Origin of the sequence: Xenophilus sp. Marseille-Q4582, from assembly GCF_916700565.1 — a bacterium.
GTDB lineage: Bacteria > Pseudomonadota > Gammaproteobacteria > Burkholderiales > Burkholderiaceae_C > Xenophilus.
In genome coordinates this window covers 713,041-729,341 of sequence record NZ_CAKAKO010000001.1, presented here as the reverse complement: position 1 = coordinate 729,341, position 16,301 = coordinate 713,041, and the positions used below count along the sequence as shown (strand labels likewise).

At 70.1% G+C, this 16,301-nt stretch carries 15 protein-coding genes and 2 tRNA genes; 12 read left to right on the top strand and 5 right to left on the bottom strand.

All coding sequences use genetic code 11. The features are described 5' to 3' along the window. Nucleotides 1-66 precede the first annotated feature (66 nt). Complete coding sequence (gene xdhC / locus LG388_RS03410) at nt 67-891, bottom strand: xanthine dehydrogenase accessory protein XdhC (protein WP_225781424.1); 825 nt, start codon at nt 889-891, stop codon at nt 67-69. A 50-nt stretch (nt 892-941) separates the two neighbouring features. Here xdhC and LG388_RS03405 point away from each other — a divergent pair, with 50 nt between their 5' ends. Beyond that, nucleotides 942-1,445, top strand: a complete 504-nt coding sequence (locus tag LG388_RS03405) for a hypothetical protein (protein ID WP_225781423.1) — start codon at nt 942-944, stop codon at nt 1,443-1,445. Nucleotides 1,446-1,540: 95 nt separating this feature from the next. Here LG388_RS03405 and uraH read toward each other — a convergent pair whose 3' ends face one another. Continuing rightward, nucleotides 1,541-1,894: a hydroxyisourate hydrolase gene (uraH, locus tag LG388_RS03400; RefSeq protein WP_225781422.1), complete on the bottom strand. Its 354-nt coding sequence runs from the start codon at nt 1,892-1,894 to the stop codon at nt 1,541-1,543. A gap of 103 nt (nt 1,895-1,997) precedes the next feature. Between uraH and LG388_RS03395 the strand changes: the two genes are divergently transcribed. Genes LG388_RS03395 through LG388_RS03380 form a run of 4 tightly spaced genes read left to right on the top strand, consistent with a single transcriptional unit; the run spans nt 1,998 to nt 6,733 of the window. Beyond that, the gene (locus LG388_RS03395) at nt 1,998-2,663 is read left to right on the top strand and encodes a GntR family transcriptional regulator (protein WP_225781421.1); all 666 of its coding nucleotides are present in this window, start codon (nt 1,998-2,000) and stop codon (nt 2,661-2,663) included. Nucleotides 2,664-2,723: 60 nt separating this feature from the next. Next, the gene (gene puuE / locus LG388_RS03390; RefSeq protein WP_225781420.1) at nt 2,724-3,677 is read left to right on the top strand and encodes an allantoinase PuuE; all 954 of its coding nucleotides are present in this window, start codon (nt 2,724-2,726) and stop codon (nt 3,675-3,677) included. Between the two features lie 12 nt (nt 3,678-3,689). Then, complete coding sequence (uraD, locus tag LG388_RS03385; RefSeq protein ID WP_225781419.1) at nt 3,690-5,468, top strand: 2-oxo-4-hydroxy-4-carboxy-5-ureidoimidazoline decarboxylase; 1,779 nt, start codon at nt 3,690-3,692, stop codon at nt 5,466-5,468. After that, nucleotides 5,465-6,733 (top strand): ArgE/DapE family deacylase, encoded by a 1,269-nt coding sequence (locus LG388_RS03380; protein WP_225781418.1) that lies wholly within the window; start codon nt 5,465-5,467, stop codon nt 6,731-6,733. Before uraD ends, LG388_RS03380 begins: the two co-directional genes overlap by 4 nt. 599 nt (nt 6,734-7,332) lie before the next feature. Here the strand turns inward: LG388_RS03380 and LG388_RS03375 are convergent. Continuing rightward, nucleotides 7,333-9,405, bottom strand: a complete 2,073-nt coding sequence (locus LG388_RS03375; RefSeq protein ID WP_225781417.1) for a prolyl oligopeptidase family protein — start codon at nt 9,403-9,405, stop codon at nt 7,333-7,335. A gap of 307 nt (nt 9,406-9,712) precedes the next feature. Between LG388_RS03375 and LG388_RS03370 the strand changes: the two genes are divergently transcribed. Next, nucleotides 9,713-11,050 carry a cytosine permease gene (locus tag LG388_RS03370; protein WP_225781416.1) on the top strand — a complete coding sequence of 446 codons (1,338 nt, stop codon included), beginning with the start codon at nt 9,713-9,715 and terminating at the stop codon, nt 11,048-11,050. Here LG388_RS03370 and thiD read toward each other — a convergent pair. Then, nucleotides 10,998-11,840 (bottom strand): bifunctional hydroxymethylpyrimidine kinase/phosphomethylpyrimidine kinase, encoded by an 843-nt coding sequence (thiD, locus tag LG388_RS03365; protein ID WP_225781415.1) that lies wholly within the window; start codon nt 11,838-11,840, stop codon nt 10,998-11,000. The genes LG388_RS03370 and thiD overlap by 53 nt on opposite strands. A gap of 35 nt (nt 11,841-11,875) precedes the next feature. Here thiD and LG388_RS03360 point away from each other — a divergent pair, with 35 nt between their 5' ends. The 6 genes from LG388_RS03360 to LG388_RS03335 all read left to right on the top strand — a co-directional run bounded on the left by LG388_RS03360 (nt 11,876) and on the right by LG388_RS03335 (nt 15,414). Then, complete coding sequence (locus LG388_RS03360) at nt 11,876-12,991, top strand: FAD-dependent oxidoreductase (RefSeq protein WP_225781414.1); 1,116 nt, start codon at nt 11,876-11,878, stop codon at nt 12,989-12,991. Further along, nucleotides 12,988-13,185, top strand: a complete 198-nt coding sequence (gene thiS, locus LG388_RS03355; RefSeq protein ID WP_225781413.1) for a sulfur carrier protein ThiS — start codon at nt 12,988-12,990, stop codon at nt 13,183-13,185. Before LG388_RS03360 ends, thiS begins: the two co-directional genes overlap by 4 nt. Before the next feature lie 99 nt (nt 13,186-13,284). Beyond that, nucleotides 13,285-14,109, top strand: a complete 825-nt coding sequence (locus LG388_RS03350; protein ID WP_225781412.1) for a thiazole synthase — start codon at nt 13,285-13,287, stop codon at nt 14,107-14,109. A gap of 5 nt (nt 14,110-14,114) precedes the next feature. Further along, entirely contained in the window at nt 14,115-15,038 is a 924-nt protein-coding gene (gene thiE, locus LG388_RS03345; RefSeq protein WP_225781411.1) for a thiamine phosphate synthase, read from the top strand. A 131-nt stretch (nt 15,039-15,169) separates the two neighbouring features. Continuing rightward, nucleotides 15,170-15,245 (top strand) — tRNA-Asn (locus LG388_RS03340). A 93-nt stretch (nt 15,246-15,338) separates the two neighbouring features. After that, nucleotides 15,339-15,414: transfer RNA gene (locus tag LG388_RS03335), tRNA-Asn, on the top strand. A 238-nt stretch (nt 15,415-15,652) separates the two neighbouring features. Here the strand turns inward: LG388_RS03335 and LG388_RS03330 are convergent. Then, nucleotides 15,653-16,216 carry an AAA family ATPase gene (locus LG388_RS03330; RefSeq protein ID WP_225781410.1) on the bottom strand — a complete coding sequence of 188 codons (564 nt, stop codon included), beginning with the start codon at nt 16,214-16,216 and terminating at the stop codon, nt 15,653-15,655. Between the last annotated feature and the right edge of the window lie 85 nt (nt 16,217-16,301).

Below are 16,301 nucleotides of genomic sequence, written 5' to 3'. Positions count from 1 at the left end.
TGTGGACCAGAGTGTATACAGTTCGCGGTCGCTCACCAAGCGGCGATGCGGCCGCCCGACCTGCGGTTAACCCTCACTCTGCGAGCGGTGCAGCAACAACTGTGCCGCCACCGCCACGGCGATCACCTCGGGCTCCTTGCCCGTGATGCCGGGAATGCCGATCGGACAGGTGATGCGAGCCAGTTCATCCTCGGTGAAGCCGCGCGCTTGCAGCCGGTGGCGGAAGGTGGCCCACTTGGTCTTGCTGCCGATCAGGCCCACGTACGGGAGGTCGTCCTTCTCGCGCAGGCGGCGCAGGCAGGCGATCACGATGTCCAGGTCCTCGGCATGGCTGAAGCTCATGATCAGCACGTGCGAGCCCGGCGCCAGATCCGCCACGGCATCCTGCACCGGCTCGCTGTGCTCGGTCTGCACCTGCGCGGGCAGCGCGGCCGGGAAGACGCCGTCGCGGCTGTCGATCCAGCGCACGCCGTAGGGCAAGCCGGCCAGCAGGCGGGCCAGCGCGGCCCCCACATGGCCGCCGCCGAACAGCGCCACGGGCGTCAGCGCGGCGCTCAGCGACGCGCGCAGCGCCGGCACGTCGGCCGCGCCCACGCGGCGGTAGGCCAGATGCACCACGCCGCCGCAGCACTGCCCCAGGCTGGGGCCCAGCGGGTAGCGCACGGGGGCGTCGGGCTGGGGCGCACCGGCCTCGCCGCGCAGCAGCGCGCGCGCGGCGGCAATGGCCTGGAACTCGAGCTGGCCACCGCCGATGGTGCCGCTGAGCGCGTCGGCCCAGGCGATCATCCACGTGCCGGCTTCGCGCGGCGCCGAGCCTTCGGTGCGCAGTACGCGGATCAGCACGCCGTCTTCCTGCGCCAGGCGCGCGAGCACGTCGTCGAGGCGGCTCATGTGAAATGCCTCCGCAGGCCCGCCGTGGCCGCGCGGGTATAACCGGCGCCATGACTCGCCTTGCCTCTTTGCTTCGATCCGGCTCGCTGGCAGCGGCCTGCGCCAGCGCCCTCGCCTTGCTGGGCTGCGGCACCCCGGCCGGCCGCGTGCCGGGCCAGTTGTCGGACGTGTCGGTGCCCGCCGCTTCCGGCGGTGGCGCTTCGGCGGCCTCGCAGGCGCGCACCGCGCGCGACTACAAGCGCGACGCGGCCCAGCATGTGTACCGGCTGAACCGCGCGCGGATCTACGCGGGCCAGCTGCCCCCGCTGCTCTATGCCGTCGGCACCCTTCAGGTGCATCTTGACGCGAAGGGCCAGGTGCGCTCGCTGCACTGGCTGCGCGCACCGCAGCACGCGCCCGACGCCATTGCCGGCATCGAACGCGCCGCGCTGGCGGCCGCGCCCTACCCCGTGCCGGCGCGCCTGGGCGAGGTGGTGTGGACCGACACCTGGCTGTGGGACAAGAGCGGCCGCTTCCAGCTCGACACGCTCAGCGAAGGGCAACTGCAGCAATAGGCGGCAGGCGCGGCACGGCCGGCCGCGCGTGCAGGCGCTCAGGTCCTGCCCCCGGGGCCCGCGCCGGCCCCGGCCGCAGCAGGGCCCGCGCGCCTTCAGGAGCCGCGGTAGGTGGAATAGCTCCACGGGCTCACCAGCAGCGGCACGTGGTAGTGCTGATCGGTGTGCGCCACGCCGAAGTCCAGCGCCACCTGGTTCAGGAAGTTGGGCTCGGGCAGCGCCACGCCGCGCCCCTTGAAGTAGCCCGCCACGTCGAACACCAGCCGGTACGTGCCCACACGCAGCGAATCGTTGTCGTACAGCGGGCCGTCGCTGCGGCCGTCGGCGTTGAGCGTGAAGCGCCGCACCAGCGTGGCCTGCCCCTCTGCCGTGGTGGTGTAGAGCGCCACGGCCATTCCGGCGGCGGGCGTTCCATGCATCGTGTCCAGCACGTGGGTGCTCAGTCCCATGGCAAATCTCCTTCATGCGTGTGGGGCGCGTGCGCCGCAAGGGCTTCGGCACATCGTCCACAAAAGTGTATACAAAACGCGGGGCGCGCACTATCATGATTTCATGGAGTCCACGTCCACCCACGCGATCGTCCAGGCCCTGACCCGGGCCATCGTGGAGCATCGCCTGCAACCCGGCGCCAAGCTGGCCGAGCAGAAGCTGGCGGACCACTTCGGCGTGTCGCGCACGCTGGTGAGGCAAGCACTGTTCCAGCTGTCGCAGAACCGGCTGATCCGGCTCGAACCCGCGCGCGGCGCCTTCGTGGCCACGCCTTCGGTCGACGAGGCACGCCAGGTCTTCGCCGTGCGCCGCATGCTCGAGGCCGGCATGACGCGCGAGTTCGTGCGCAGCGTGACGCCCGCGCGCCTGAAGGCCCTGCGCGAGCACGTGGCGCAGGAAAAGGCCGCCGTGGCGGGCGAGGACGTGTCCGAGCGCACCGAGCTGCTGGGCGACTTCCACGTGCGCATGGCCGAGCTGATGGGCAACCAGGTGCTCGCGCAGATGCTGGGCGAGCTGATCTCGCGCTGCGCCCTCATCACGCTGATGTACCAGAGCGCCAGCGAAGCCGCCCATTCCAACGACGAGCATGCCGACATCGTGAAGGCGCTGGCCGCCCGCGACGAGGAGCGCGCCGTGCGCCTGATGACCGAGCACCTGCTGCACGTGGAAGCCAACCTGACCTTCGACCGCCAGGTGCCCACCAGCGACATCGCGCTCGCGCTGTCCTGACAGCCGCCGGCGCCCGCCCTGCCCTTCCTGCCTTCCGCCATTCCGTCCACTCACCGCACCATGGCCCACGTTTACGACAGCACCCAGCCCTATCCCCGCGACCTGGCCGGCTACGGCCGCGACGTGCCGCACGCCCGCTGGCCCGGCGGCGCACGCGTGGCGGTGCAGTTCGTGCTGAACTACGAGGAAGGCGGCGAGAACCACGTGCTGCACGGCGACGCAGGCTCCGAGCAGTTCCTGTCGGAGATGTTCAACCCCGCCAGCTTCCCGGACCGCCATGTGAGCATGGACGGCATCTACGAATACGGTTCGCGCGCCGGCGTGTGGCGCATCCTGCGCGAATTCGAGAAGCGCGGGCTGCCGCTGACGGTGTTCGGGGTGGGCATGGCGTTGCAGCGCTACCCCGAGCTGACGGCCGCGTTCACGCAGCTGGGGCACGAGATCGCCTGCCATGGCTGGCGCTGGATTCATTACCAGAGCATCGACGAAGCGACCGAGCGCGAACATATGCGCCTCGGTATGGAGGCCATCGAGCAACTCACGGGCCAGCGCGCGCTGGGCTGGTACACCGGCCGCGACAGCCCGCGCACGCGTCGCCTGGTGGCCGACTACGGCGGCTTCGAGTACGACAGCGACTATTACGGCGACGACCTGCCCTTCTGGATGCAGGTGCGCAGGACCGATGGCAGCGTGGTGCCGCAGCTGATCGTGCCCTACACGCTGGACTGCAACGACATGCGCTTCGCGCTGCCGCAGGGCTATTCGCACGCCGACCCCTTCTTCCAGTACATGAAGGACAGCTTCGACGCCCTGTACGCCGAAGGCGACCCGGCCGGCCTGGACCGGCCCAAGATGATGAGCATCGGCATGCACTGCCGCCTGCTGGGCCGGCCCGGCCGCATCACCGCGCTGCAGCGCTTCCTGGACCACATCCAGTCGCACGACCGGGTGTGGGTGTGCCGCCGCGTGGACATCGCGCGGCATTGGAAGCAGGTGCACCCCTACACGGCCTGAAAGGAGACCATGATGCCCCTGACCCTGGAGCAGCTCAACGCGGCCACGCCGCAGGAAGCCACCACGCTGCTGGATGGCGTGTACGAGCACTCGCCCTGGATCGCGCAGCGCGCGCTGGACGCGCGACCCTTCCGCTCGCTCGCACACCTCAAGCATGCGCTGGTGCGGGCGGTGGCCACGGCCACCGTCGACGAACAGCTGGGCCTGATCCGCGCCCACCCCGAGCTGGCGGGCAAGGCCATGGTGGCGAAATCGCTCACGGCCGAGTCGACGAACGAGCAGAACAAGGCCGGCCTCACGAACTGCACGCCCGAGGAATTTGCGCGCATCCAGCAGCTCAATGCCGACTACAACGCGCGCTTCGGCTTTCCCTTCATCCTGGCCGTGCGCGGGCCGCGCGGCACGGGACTGACCAAGGCCGAGATCATCGCCACCTTCGAACGCCGCGTGCACCACCACCCGGATTTCGAACGGGCCGAGGCGCTGCGCAACATCCACCGCATCGCCGAGATCCGGCTGAACGACAAGTTCGGCGCTTCCAACACGCTGGGCGAGATGGTGTGGGACTGGCAGGAAGCGCTGGCCGTGCACAGCGACCCCGGCTACGCCCAGCAGGGCCAGCTCACCGTGACCTACCTGACCGACGCGCACCGCGCCGCGGCGCGGCAGATCGCGCAGACCATGCAGGAGGTGGGCTTCGACAGCGTGCACATCGACGCGGTGGGCAACGTGGTGGGGCGCTATGAAGGACTGACGCCCGACGCCAAGACCCTGCTCACCGGCTCGCACTACGACACCGTGCGCAACGGCGGCAAGTACGACGGCCGCCTGGGCATCTACGTGCCCATGGCCTGCGTCAAGGCGCTCAAGGACCAGGGCCGCCGCCTGCCCTTCGCCTTCGAGGTCGTGGGCTTCGCCGAGGAGGAAGGCCAGCGCTACAAGGCCACCTTCCTAGGCTCGGGCGCGCTCATCGGCGATTTCAACCCCGCCTGGCTGGACCAGCAGGACGCCGACGGCATCACCATGCGCGCCGCCATGGCCCATGCGGGCCTGAAGCCGGAAGACATCCCGAAGATCCGGCGCGATCCGTCGAAATACCTGGGCTTCGTCGAGGTGCACATCGAGCAGGGCCCGGTGCTCAACGAGCTGGATCTCCCGCTGGGCATCGTCACCTCCATCAACGGCAGCGTGCGCTTCGTGGGCGAAGTGATCGGCATGGCCAGCCATGCCGGCACGACGCCCATGGACCGCCGCCGCGACGCCGCCTGCGCCGTGGCGGAGCTGATCCTGTTCGCCGAGCAGCGCGCCGCGCGCGACCCCGACTCGGTCGCCACCGTGGGCATGCTGCAGGTGCCCAGCGGCTCCATCAACGTGGTGCCGGGCCACTGCAAGTTCAGCCTGGACATCCGCGCGCCGCAGGACGCGCAGCGCGATGCCGTGGTGGCCGACGTGCTGGCCGCGCTCAAGGACATCTGCGAGCGCCGCGGCGTGCGCTACACGCTCGAGGAAACCATGCGCGCCGCCGCCGCGCCCAGTGCGCCCGCCTGGCAGCAGCGCTGGGAGCGCGCCGTCGAATCGCTGGGCCTGCCCATCTTCCGCATGCCCAGCGGCGCCGGCCACGACGCCATGAAGCTGCACGAGGTGATGCCGCAGGCCATGCTTTTCGTGCGCGGCCTCAACAGCGGCATCAGCCACAACCCGCTCGAATCGAGCACCAGCGACGACATGCAGCTGGCCGTGCAGGCGCTGCAGCATCTTCTGGACAACCTGGCCCTGGAACCACAGCCATGAGCAACCCCACCGCCACCACCACTGCGACTTACGCCGCACTCGACGCCTGGATCGACGCCCACTTCGACGAGGAGGTGCGCTTCCTGCAGGAGATGGTGCGCGTGCCCACCGACACGCCGCCGGGCAACAACGCGCCGCACGCCGAACGCACGGCCGAGCTGATCGCCGCCTTCGGCTTCGAGGCCGAAAAGCATGCCGTGCCGGCCCAGGAAGTGAAGGACTACGGGCTCGAATCCATCACCAACCTGATCGTGCGCCGACCCTATGGCAGCGGCGGTCGCACCGTCGCACTCAACGCCCATGGCGACGTGGTGCCGCCCGGCGAAGGCTGGACCCACGACCCCTACGGCGGCCAGATCGTGGACGGCAAGCTGTACGGGCGCGCCGCCGCGGTGAGCAAGAGCGACTTCGCGAGCTTCACCTTCGCCGTGCGCGCGCTGGAAGCCGTGGCCCAACCGCAGCAGGGGGGCGTCGAACTGCACTTCACCTATGACGAGGAATTCGGCGGCGTGCTCGGCCCGGGCTGGCTTCTGAAGAATGGTCTGACGAAGCCCGACCTGATGATCGCCGCCGGCTTCAGCTATGAAGTGGTGGTGGCCCACAACGGCTGCCTGCAGATGGAAGTGACGGTGCAGGGCGAGATGGCGCATGCCGCCATTCCCGACAGCGGCACCGACGCGCTGCAGGGCGCGGTGCACATCCTCAATGCGCTGTATGCGCTGAACAACGACTATCTGCAGGTGCGCTCGCAGGTCGCGGGCATCACGCATCCGTACCTCAACGTGGGCCTGATCCAGGGCGGCACCAACACCAACGTGATTCCGGGCAAGGTGGTGCTCAAGCTGGACCGCCGCATGATTCCCGAGGAAGACCCGGCGCAGGTGGAGGCCTCGATCCGCGAGACCATCGCCAAGGCCGCTGCCAGCTTCGCGCCGCCGCGCGGCGGCAAGGCGCTGCAGGTCGACATCCGCCGCCTGCTGCTGGCCAACGCCATGAAGCCGCTGCCCGGCAACAAGCCGCTGGTCGAGGCGCTGCAAAAGCACGGCGAAGCACTGTTCGGCACCGCCATTCCGGCCGTGGGCACGCCGCTGTACACCGACGTGCGCCTGTACGTGGAGAACGGCATCCCCGGCGTGATCTACGGTGCCGGCCCGCGCACGGTGCGGGAATCGCACGCCAAGCGCAGCGACGAGCGCCTGGAGCTGGAAGACCTGCGCCGCGCGACCAAGGTGGTGGCGCGCGCGCTGGCGGATCTGCTGGGTTGAGCACTTAGCGCACGGGCACAACGTCCTGTCGCTTGCACTGTTCAGCGCTGGTGGCCAATGGTCCGGCCAAGGCCCCTGGGGCAGTGCCGGGGCGCTTCAAGTGAAGCGGTCGGCGCTGCCCCAGGGGCCTTGGCCTGCGTGGTGTTGCATGAGCGGTGAGCACATGCGCCGCTCACACCATTCGTCATTCGCTATTCGCCATTCGTCATTCGCTATTCGCTATTCGCCACGATTTGCAACGCGGACGGCTCTGCGGGCTACCGCTCGCCTCCTGTGTTCGCCCACCACCGGTCCTCGCAGGGGGGCCCCGGGTGGGCGGCGCGGGCGATTTGCGGGGCGGCGAGAAGCGCAGTGCAGCCGGTGTGCCCGCGCGAAGTCGCGCGGGCTTCGTGAACTGACTCACCGCAGCTGTTTGAACGGAGCGCGCCGCAGGCGCGCGCAGTGAGTTCTGCGGTGCACCGGCTGCACGAGCATCGCAGCGCAGTCGGCGCAGCCGACCGCCACGCCATGAACCCGCGCCGCCCACCCGGGGCCGCCCTGCGTGGGCGCCCCACCAGCACGGCAGCGTGAAGCACTCACGCACCCTTCAAAGTGTGGGCTCAACCCACCAGGTGCGCCCACAAGAACGCATACGAAAGGGCAGCCACATACGCCGCCTGCCTGTTGTCCGATGCCGCGCTGTGGCCCCCCTCCATGTTCTCGTAGAAGTGACTGGGGTGCCCCATGGCGGCCAGCTTCGCATGCATCTTGCGCGCATGGGCCGGGCCAACGCGGTCGTCGCGGGTCGAGGTGATGAAGAGCACGGGCGGGTACTTGGCGTCCGGCTTCGCGTTCTCGTAGGGCGAGAAGTGGCGGATGAAGTCCCACTCCGCCGGATCCTCGGGATCGCCGTACTCCGCGATCCAGGACGCACCCGCCGACAGCTGCGTGTAGCGGCGCATGTCCAGCAGCGCCACCTCGCTCACGATCGCGCCGTAGAGCTCGGGGTACAGCGTGAGCATGTTTCCCATGAGCAGGCCGCCGTTGCTGCCGCCTTCGGCCCCCAGGTGCGCCGGCGAGGTGATGCCGCGTTCGATCAGGTGCCGCGACACGGCCGCGAAATCCTCGCAGGTGCGCAAACGATCCTTCTGCAAGGCGGCCTGGTGCCAGCGGGGCCCGTATTCGCCGCCGCCGCGGATGTTGGCCACCACGTACACGCCGCCCTGCTCCAGCCAGGCGCGACCGATGGCACCGCTGTAGCCCGGCGTCAGCGACACCTCGAATCCGCCGTACGCGTACTGCAGCACGGGGTTGCGGCCGTTCGTCTCCAGGTCACGCGCCGCCACTTCGAAGTAAGGCACGCGCGTGCCATCTTTGGAGCGCGCGAAATGCTGGCTCACGCGGTACTTCGACGCGTCGAAGAAGGCCGGGCTGGGCTTGATGGCGCGGGGCTCGCCCTGCCCGATGGTGCCCAGGTACAGCGTGGTGGGCTGCAGGTAGCCGCTCACAGTGAGGAAGTAGTCGTCGCTCTCGTCTTCATCGATGCCGCCGGCCGAAATGGTGGACAGCGCCGGCGCGCCGCCCAGCGCCTCGCGGTGCCAGTCGCCTTGGCCATCGGCGGGCGGCGTGAGCACCTCCAGGCGGTTCACTACGTCGTGCATCACGTTGAGGATGAGGTGGTGGCGCGTCCACGAATGCGCCGCCAGCGCGCTGGTGTCGGTGGGCGCGAACAGCACGGTGAGGTCGCGCGCGCCCGCCATGTAGGCGTCGAAGCGCGCGGCGAGCAGGGAGCCGGCGCGGTAGGTCCGCGCGCCCACGGTCCAGTCGCTGCGCACCTCGATCAGCAGCCACTCGCGCGTGATGTCGATGGAGGCATCGTCGGGCACGTCGATCTTGCGCAGCGAACCGTCGGCGCCGCGCAGCCAGGTCTCGCTGTCGTAGAAGTCGATGGCGCGGTGGACGAAATCGCGCTCGTAGCCGGGCGTGGCGTCGCGCCAGGCGCTGGCGGCCAGGTCTTCCACCGCCGCCTCGTAGACCCGCACCGCCTCGGCCAGCGGGGTGCCGCGCCGCCACAGCTTCACCAGCCGCGGGTAGCTCGACTCGGTCATGGAGCCCGGGCCGAAGTCGGTGCCGATGTAGAGATGGTCCTCGTCGCGCCAGCTCACGCTGTTCTTGGCTTCGGGCACGAAGAAGCCGCCGTCCACGAAGGCCTTGCGCACCGGGTCGAACTCGCGCACCACGGTGGCGTCGGCGCCGCCGCGCGAAAGCGAGACCAGGCAGCGCCCATAGCCCGGGTGCAGCCAGTCGGCGCCCTCCCAGACCCAGTTCTCGCCCTCGGCGGCGGCCAGCGCATCCACGTCCAGCACCGTTTCCCAGGCGGGTTGGGCCTGCTGGTAGTCCGCCAGCGTGGTGCGGCGCCACAGGCCCTTGGGGTGCTGCGGGTCCTGCCAGAAGTTGTAGACATGCGCGCCGGCCTTGTAGACGTAGGGGATGCGCGCGTCGGAGTCCAGCACTTCCAGGATGCCCTGCCGGATCTGCTGGAAGCGCGGAGACTGGGCGTAGCGGGCCACGGTCTCTTCATTGCGCGCCCGCGCCCATTCGATGGCGGCCTCGCCGTCGATGGGTTCGAGCCAGAGGTAGGGATCGGCGTCGTTCGACGGCACGTCGGCAGGCGGGAGGAATTCATTGCTCATGACGTCAAGTATGAAGGGCGGCGCGGACGCGCAGCGACAGGCCCGCAGGGGCATCCCATGGCAGGCGCTGCCTCACTACAATTGCCGACTCGCTAGGGGTGCTGGGCTGTTTCTGGACACAGAAGCGGCCCGGCTGAGATCAGACCCTTTGAACCTGTCCCGCCCTCTTCTGCGGAAGAAGGCTTGAGGTAATCCTCGCGCAGGGAAGCTTTCCGTTCAGCCCGACCCCGCGGCACCTTTTCCAGGACAGCCGCCCGGCCCCGCCACCGGATGCCGACCTGCCACTCATTTGCACTGGAGCAACTGGATGGCGCCCCACACTCTCTCTTCGTCCCCCGCCAACGAGGCGCTCACGCCGTTGCCCGACGGCGAGCGCGTGTTCCGCTGGCACGATCACCTGTCGCTGTGGTTCAGCCTGGGCGTGGGCCTGCTGGTGATGCAGATCGGCGCCTACCTGGTGCCGGCCGTGGGCACGCGCGATGCGGCGATCGCGATCCTGCTCGGCTCCTTCGTCGGCGCCGGCCTGCTCGCCTGGACGGCGCGCCTGGGCTGCCAGAGCGGCCTGGCCAGCGCCGGCCTGATGCATGCCACCTACGGCAGCGCCTTCGCGCGGCTGCCGGTGCTGCTCAACATCGTGCAGTTGATCGGCTGGACCACCTTCGAGCTGGTCGTGATGCGCGAGGGCACGCAGGCCATCGCGCAGCAGGCCTTCGGCATCGACCTGTCGGGCGGGGGTGGCGTGCTCTTCGGCACGCTGCTGTGGGGCGCCGTGCTGCTGGCGCTGCTCACGGGCTCGATGGTCACGCTGGTGCGCCGCTTCGTCGCGCGCTTCGGCCTGCCGCTGGTGGTGGGCTCGCTGCTGTGGCTCACGTGGCAGTTCGGCTCACGGCTGTCGGCGCAAGGCTTCGACGGCTTCTGGAGCCGGCCCGGCAATGGCCAGATGGGCCTGTTCAGCGCGATGGACCTGGTGATCGCCATGCCGGTGTCGTGGCTGCCGCTGGTGGCCGACTACGCGCGCCACGGCCGGCGCGCCCAGCCCGGGCGCATCGGCGGCGCCTTCGCCGGCACCTGGCTGGGCTACGCCCTGGCCAACATCTGGTGCTATGCGCTGGGCGTGATGGTGGTCAGCACGGCCGAGCCCGGCACCTCGCTGGTCACAGCGCTGCTGGTGGCGCAGGGCGGGCTGATCGCGCTGGGCCTGATCCTGATCGACGAACTGGACAACGCCTATGGCGACGTGTATTCGGGTTCGGTCTCGGCCCACAGCCTGCGCCCGCGCTGGAGCGTGCGGCACTGGGGCCTGCTGCTGGCCGCGGTGTGCATCGCGCTCGCGATGGTGCTGCCCATGCACACCCTGGAGCCCTTCCTGCTGATGCTCAGCTCGGTCTTCGTGCCGCTGTACGGCGTGATCCTGGGCCGGCTGGGTTCAGGCACCGCCGTGGCCATGGATCGGCGCGTGGTGTGGCGCGCCGCAGCGCTGTGGCTGCTGGGCATCGCCACCTACCACGCGCTCGCGCAATGGGCGCCGCAATTCGGGTCGGCCCTGCCGACCCTGGCGCTGACCTTCGTGCTGGCGCGGCTGACGCGCGGGGCTAGGCCACAGACGGGAGCTGGATCGCTGGCACCGGTGCAAAGCCATGGTTGAGCGGCCCGTGGCCCTGGCCGATCTGCACCTGCGCGCCGGCCTGCATGGCGCCACGGATGTAGGCCCGCGCCTGCTCCACGGCCGGCGCCAGCGCCAGGCCCTGCGCCAGCCCGCAGGCGATGGCCGAGGACAGCGTGCAGCCCGTGCCGTGCAGGTTCCGGCTGTGGATGCGCGGCGCGCTGAAGCGCTGGCGCTGGCCGTCGGCCGTGGCCAGCAGGTCCACCACCTCGTCGCCGGGCAGGTGGCCACCCTTGAGCAGCACGGCGCGCGCGCCCAGCGCCAGCAGTTCGTCGGCCGCGCCGTCCAGCGCGTCGGCATCGGCGATGGGGTGGCCCACAAGCAGCGCGGCTTCGTCCAGGTTCGGCGTGATCAGCGCCACGCGCGGAAAGAGCTCGCGCACCAGCTCCTGCACGGTCTCTTCGGCGATCAGGCGGTCGCCGCTGGTGGCGACCATCACCGGGTCCAGCACCACGCGGTCGAGCCGGTACTGCGCGATCGCGTCCGCCACCACACCCACCACCTCGGGCGCATGCAGCATGCCCAGCTTCACTGCGTCGACGCCGATGTCCTCGATCACGGCCTGCAGCTGCGCGCGCAGGAAATCGGGCGGCACCGCATGGATGCCGCGCACGCCCTGCGTGTTCTGCGCCGTGAGCGCCGTGATGGCCGTCATGCCGTAGCAGCCCAGGGCGGCAAAGGTCTTGAGGTCGGCCTGGATGCCGGCGCCGCCTCCGCTGTCGGAGCCGGCCACCGAGAGAACGCGCACGTAGCGCTGAGTTGTCGTTGTCATGGCCGGAAAATTATCGGCCACGCCATGAAGCCGTCATGTTGAGCTCCCCTTCGCTTCCCTTCCACACCGCACGCATCCTCGGCGGCGGCCTCATCGGGCGCCTGCTCGCGCTGCAGCTGGCGCGCGCGGGCTGCCATGTGGAGCTGTTCGAAGCCCAGGGCCCCGAGGCCCAGGGCGCCGCCGCGCGCGTGGCCGCCGCCATGCTGGCGCCGCTGGCCGAATCGGCCATCGCCCCGCTGCCTGTGGTGCGCATGGGCCAGTACGGCCTCACGCGCTGGCCCGAGCTGATCGCGCCACTGCCCGCGCCCGTGTTCTTCCAGCGCGAAGGCACGCTGCTGCTGTGGCACCGGCAGGACGCGACCGAGGCCGCGCGCTTCACGCAGACCCTGGCCCGCACGCAGGCCGCCGAGCCCACGCTGCCCGCCATGCAGGCGCTTCATGGGGAGGCCGTGACGGCGCTGGAGCCCGCGCTGGAGCGCCGCTTTGCCCGCGGCGTGCTGCTGCCCGGCGAAGGCCAGCTGGACAACCGCGCACTGCTGGCTGCGCTGCAGCAGGCGCTGGAAGCGCAACCGAAAGTGCGGCTGTACTGGCACAGCCCGCGCGCGCCCGAGGACTTCGCGCCGCCGGCCGAGGGCGAGCGCCTCATCGACTGCCGCGGCCTGGGCGCGCGTGCGCACTGGCCGGCGGGCCATGCGCTGCGCGGCGTGCGGGGCGAAGTGGCGCGCGTGCATGCGCCCGAGGTCACGCTCACGCGGCCCACGCGCCTGGTGCATCCGCGCTACCCGATCTACATCGCGCCCAAGCCCGAGCACCTGTTCGTGATCGGCGCCACCGAGATCGAGAGCGACGACCTGTCGCCGCCCAGCGTGCGCTCCACGCTGGAGCTGCTGAGCGCGGCCTATGCCGTGCACCCGGGCTTCGCGGAGGCACGCATCCTCGAGATCGCCACGCAGTGCCGGCCCACGCTGCCCGACAACCTGCCGGCGCTGCGCTGGCTGGCGCCGCGCGTGCTGCAGGTCAACGGCCTGTACCGCCACGGCTTCATGATCGCGCCCGCCATGCTGGACGCGACCATGGAGCAGCTGGCCGCGCCCGCCGCCGGCCCGACGCCCCGATCCGAACAATTCAACCTGCACATCCTCACCGCATGAACATCCAGATCAACGGCGAGCGGCGCGAGATCGCCGAGGGCGCCACGGTGGCCGACGCCGTGGCGCTGCTGGCCGCGCAGCCGCCCTATGCCGCTGCCGTCAACCGCAGCTTCGTGCCACGCAGCCAGCATGCCGCGCACGTGCTGCAGGAAGGCGACGAAGTCGAGATCATCCGCCCCGTGACCGGGGGTTGACAGGCGAGCACCCGACGCATTGCCCTGGCACCAGACTTGCGGCCCCGGCAGGTGCATCAGCACCTTCAGACGGCCGCCCCTGACGAGGAACTCACACCCATGAACACGACCCCCGACGACGACGCCCTGGTCCTGTACGGCCAGCGCTTCGAAAGCCGCCTGCTGCTGGGCACGGCGCGCTACCCCTCGCCCGACGTGCTCGAAGCCGCCGTGAAGCGCGCGCGCCCGGCCATGCTCACGGCCTCGGTGCGGCGCCAGGGCGCCGGCATCGGCAGCGCGAACACCGAACAGGAAGGCGGCCAGGGCTTCTGGGAGCTGCTGCGCCGCCTGCAGGTGCCGGTACTGCCCAACACGGCCGGCTGCCACGGCATCCAGGAAGCGATCACCACCGCGCAGATGGCCCGGGAGCTGTTCGACACGCCCTGGATCAAGCTGGAGCTGATCGGCGACGACTACACGCTGCAGCCCGACACCCTGAACCTGGTGGAAGCGGCCGACCGGCTGATCCGCGACGGCTTCCAGGTGCTGCCCTACTGCACCGAAGACCTGGTGCTGTGCCAGCGCCTGGTCGACGTGGGCTGCCAGGCCGTGATGCCCTGGGCCGCGCCCATCGGCACGGGCCGCGGCCCGGTCAACCCCTATGCGCTGCAGGTGCTGCGCGAGCGGCTGGACGTGCCCCTGCTCGTCGATGCCGGCCTGGGCCTGCCCTCGCATGCCTGCCAGGTCATGGAATGGGGCTACGACGGCGTGCTGCTGAACACCGCCGTGGCACTGGCGCAGGACCCGGTCGCCATGGCCGGCGCCTTTGCCGATGCGGTGCAGGCCGGCCGCGCCGCGCGTCAGGCCGGCGCCATGCAGGCGCAGGACAGCGCCCAGCCCAGCACGCCCGTGCTGGGCACGCCTTTCTGGCACCACGCGGGGTAACGGTCATGACGCAAGACAAGGCCTGCGACATCGCCCGCGCCATCGTGGCCGCGCACGCCGCGCGCTTCGACGGCCATCCCGCCGCCGCCTTCGACGGTTTCAGCAGCGATGCGCCCGTCTACCGCGGCGCGCGCGAAGCCTGCGCGCAGCTGGGCTTCATCGCCATCGACAGCGAATGCCTGGCGCGCGCCTGGCAGGCACAGAGCGAGCGCCTGGGCCGCTTCGACGCCGTGCAGTGGCCCGCCGACCCGCGCGACTTCGGCCTGGGCGCCTTCCCGCCCGCCGCGCGCGCCGACGCCTTCCCGCCCTGCCCCACCGCCCTGGGCCTGTATGCCGTGCTGCCCGATGCCGCCTGGGTGGGCCGCATGGCGCGCGCGGGCGTGCCCACGGTGCAGCTGCGCTTCAAGTCCGAGGACAGCCGGGCCATCGCGCGCGAAGTGCGCTCCGCCGTCGAAGCCGTGCGCGGCACCGACGCCCTGCTCTTCATCAACGACCACTGGCAACTGGCCATCGAGGCCGGTGCCTACGGCGTGCACCTGGGCCAGGAAGATCTGGACGCGCTGACACCCGGCGAAGTGCAGCAGTTGCGCCAATCGGGCCTGCGCCTGGGCGTGAGCACGCATGGCTATGCCGAGATGGTGCGCGCCGATGCCGTGAGCCCGAGCTACCTCGCACTGGGCGCCGTCTTTCCCACCACGCTCAAGAAGATGGCCACGGCCCCGCAGGGGCTGGCGCGCCTGCACGACTATGCGCGGCTCATGCAGGGCTACCCGCTGGTGGCCATCGGGGGCATCGACATGCAGCGGCTGCCGGACGCGCTGGCGGCCGGCGTGGGCAGCATTGCGGTGGTGCGCGCCATCGTGGGCGCCGACGATCCCGAAGGCGCGGCCCGTGCGCTGATGGCAGCCCTGCAGGGCGCCGCAGGCTGAAGGGCTACCGGCGGGCGGTGCCGGCATGACGCCCGCCCGGGTGGCGCGACGCCGCGGCGCTCCAATTTTTGGGCCCCTGTGGCGCGAATCCCTCAGGCCCTGCCGAAAACCGGCTATACTAGCGGGCTCATTCCCCGATAGCTCAGTCGGTAGAGCGCCGGACTGTTAATCCGTAGGTCCCTGGTTCGAGCCCAGGTCGGGGAGCCAAACAAGAAGTGCTGCGAGCTGATCATTGCCCGCAGCCCGCAAGAAGCCCGTTGGAGCGATCCACGCGGGCTTTTTGATGACACCGACATCCAATCCCCGATAGCTCAGTCGGTAGAGCGCCGGACTGTTAATCCGTAGGTCCCTGGTTCGAGCCCAGGTCGGGGAGCCAGATTGGACAACCAAGGCAGCAACAGCTGCATGGGTGACTCAGAAGGCCAAGATTGTTCCCTGCGAACTGTCTTGGCCTTTTTTCTTGGCGGGCTCGATGTGCGAAAGCACACGGGATTCACGCGTGGTCGCACGGCTGCTGCGTAGCGACCGAAACCCGCATCGCAGGCAAGCCGTCTCGTGGTTCGCGCCGTCCACGGAGCAGGCATCGGCTGCAGGCACGCAGCGCGCCACAGCAATCAGCCTCGCCCAGGCGGACCTACCGGCGACAGCACGGGAAGCCCCAGGGCCTTGACGATGGCACGCGCGGCGTCTGCCGGCGCATGCGTGGACGTGTCGATTTCCACGTCCCCGACCGGCATGGCTCGCTCGGCCGCTTCGAACATCGAGCGCAGCTCGCGCAACAGATCGACGGACTGCAGCTTTCCGAACTCCGACCGGCTCGGGGCCGTGAGGCGCTTTTCCTGTTCGGCGGCGGGAACGGTCAACTTCACAAAGTGGGTCATGCCGCCTGCGCGGCCGACGCTCTGCGCGACGCGAGCGGGAAAGCCTTCGGTCACGGTGGATTCAGGCGCAAAGGTGAAGATGAGCGATCGTCCGGCCAGCGCAGCCTCGGACATCATGTCGAGCCAGATCTTTTCGCGCAGTCGCACGAACGGCTCGGACCCGAAGGGGAACACGGCGGCCACCGCGTCGACGACCAGGTGGTTGTGAAAGACCGCGTAGCCTGTCATGCGGCCGAGCTCCCGTGCCACGGTGAGCTTGCCGGACGCGACCGGGCCATGGATGAAAACCAGTTTCATGGTGTCGATGATGATCAGAAGGAAGGATGAAAGATAGCCGAGTGGCCAGACAGCCGCTGCCCGTTCGAAGCGGCCTGGCTGGACA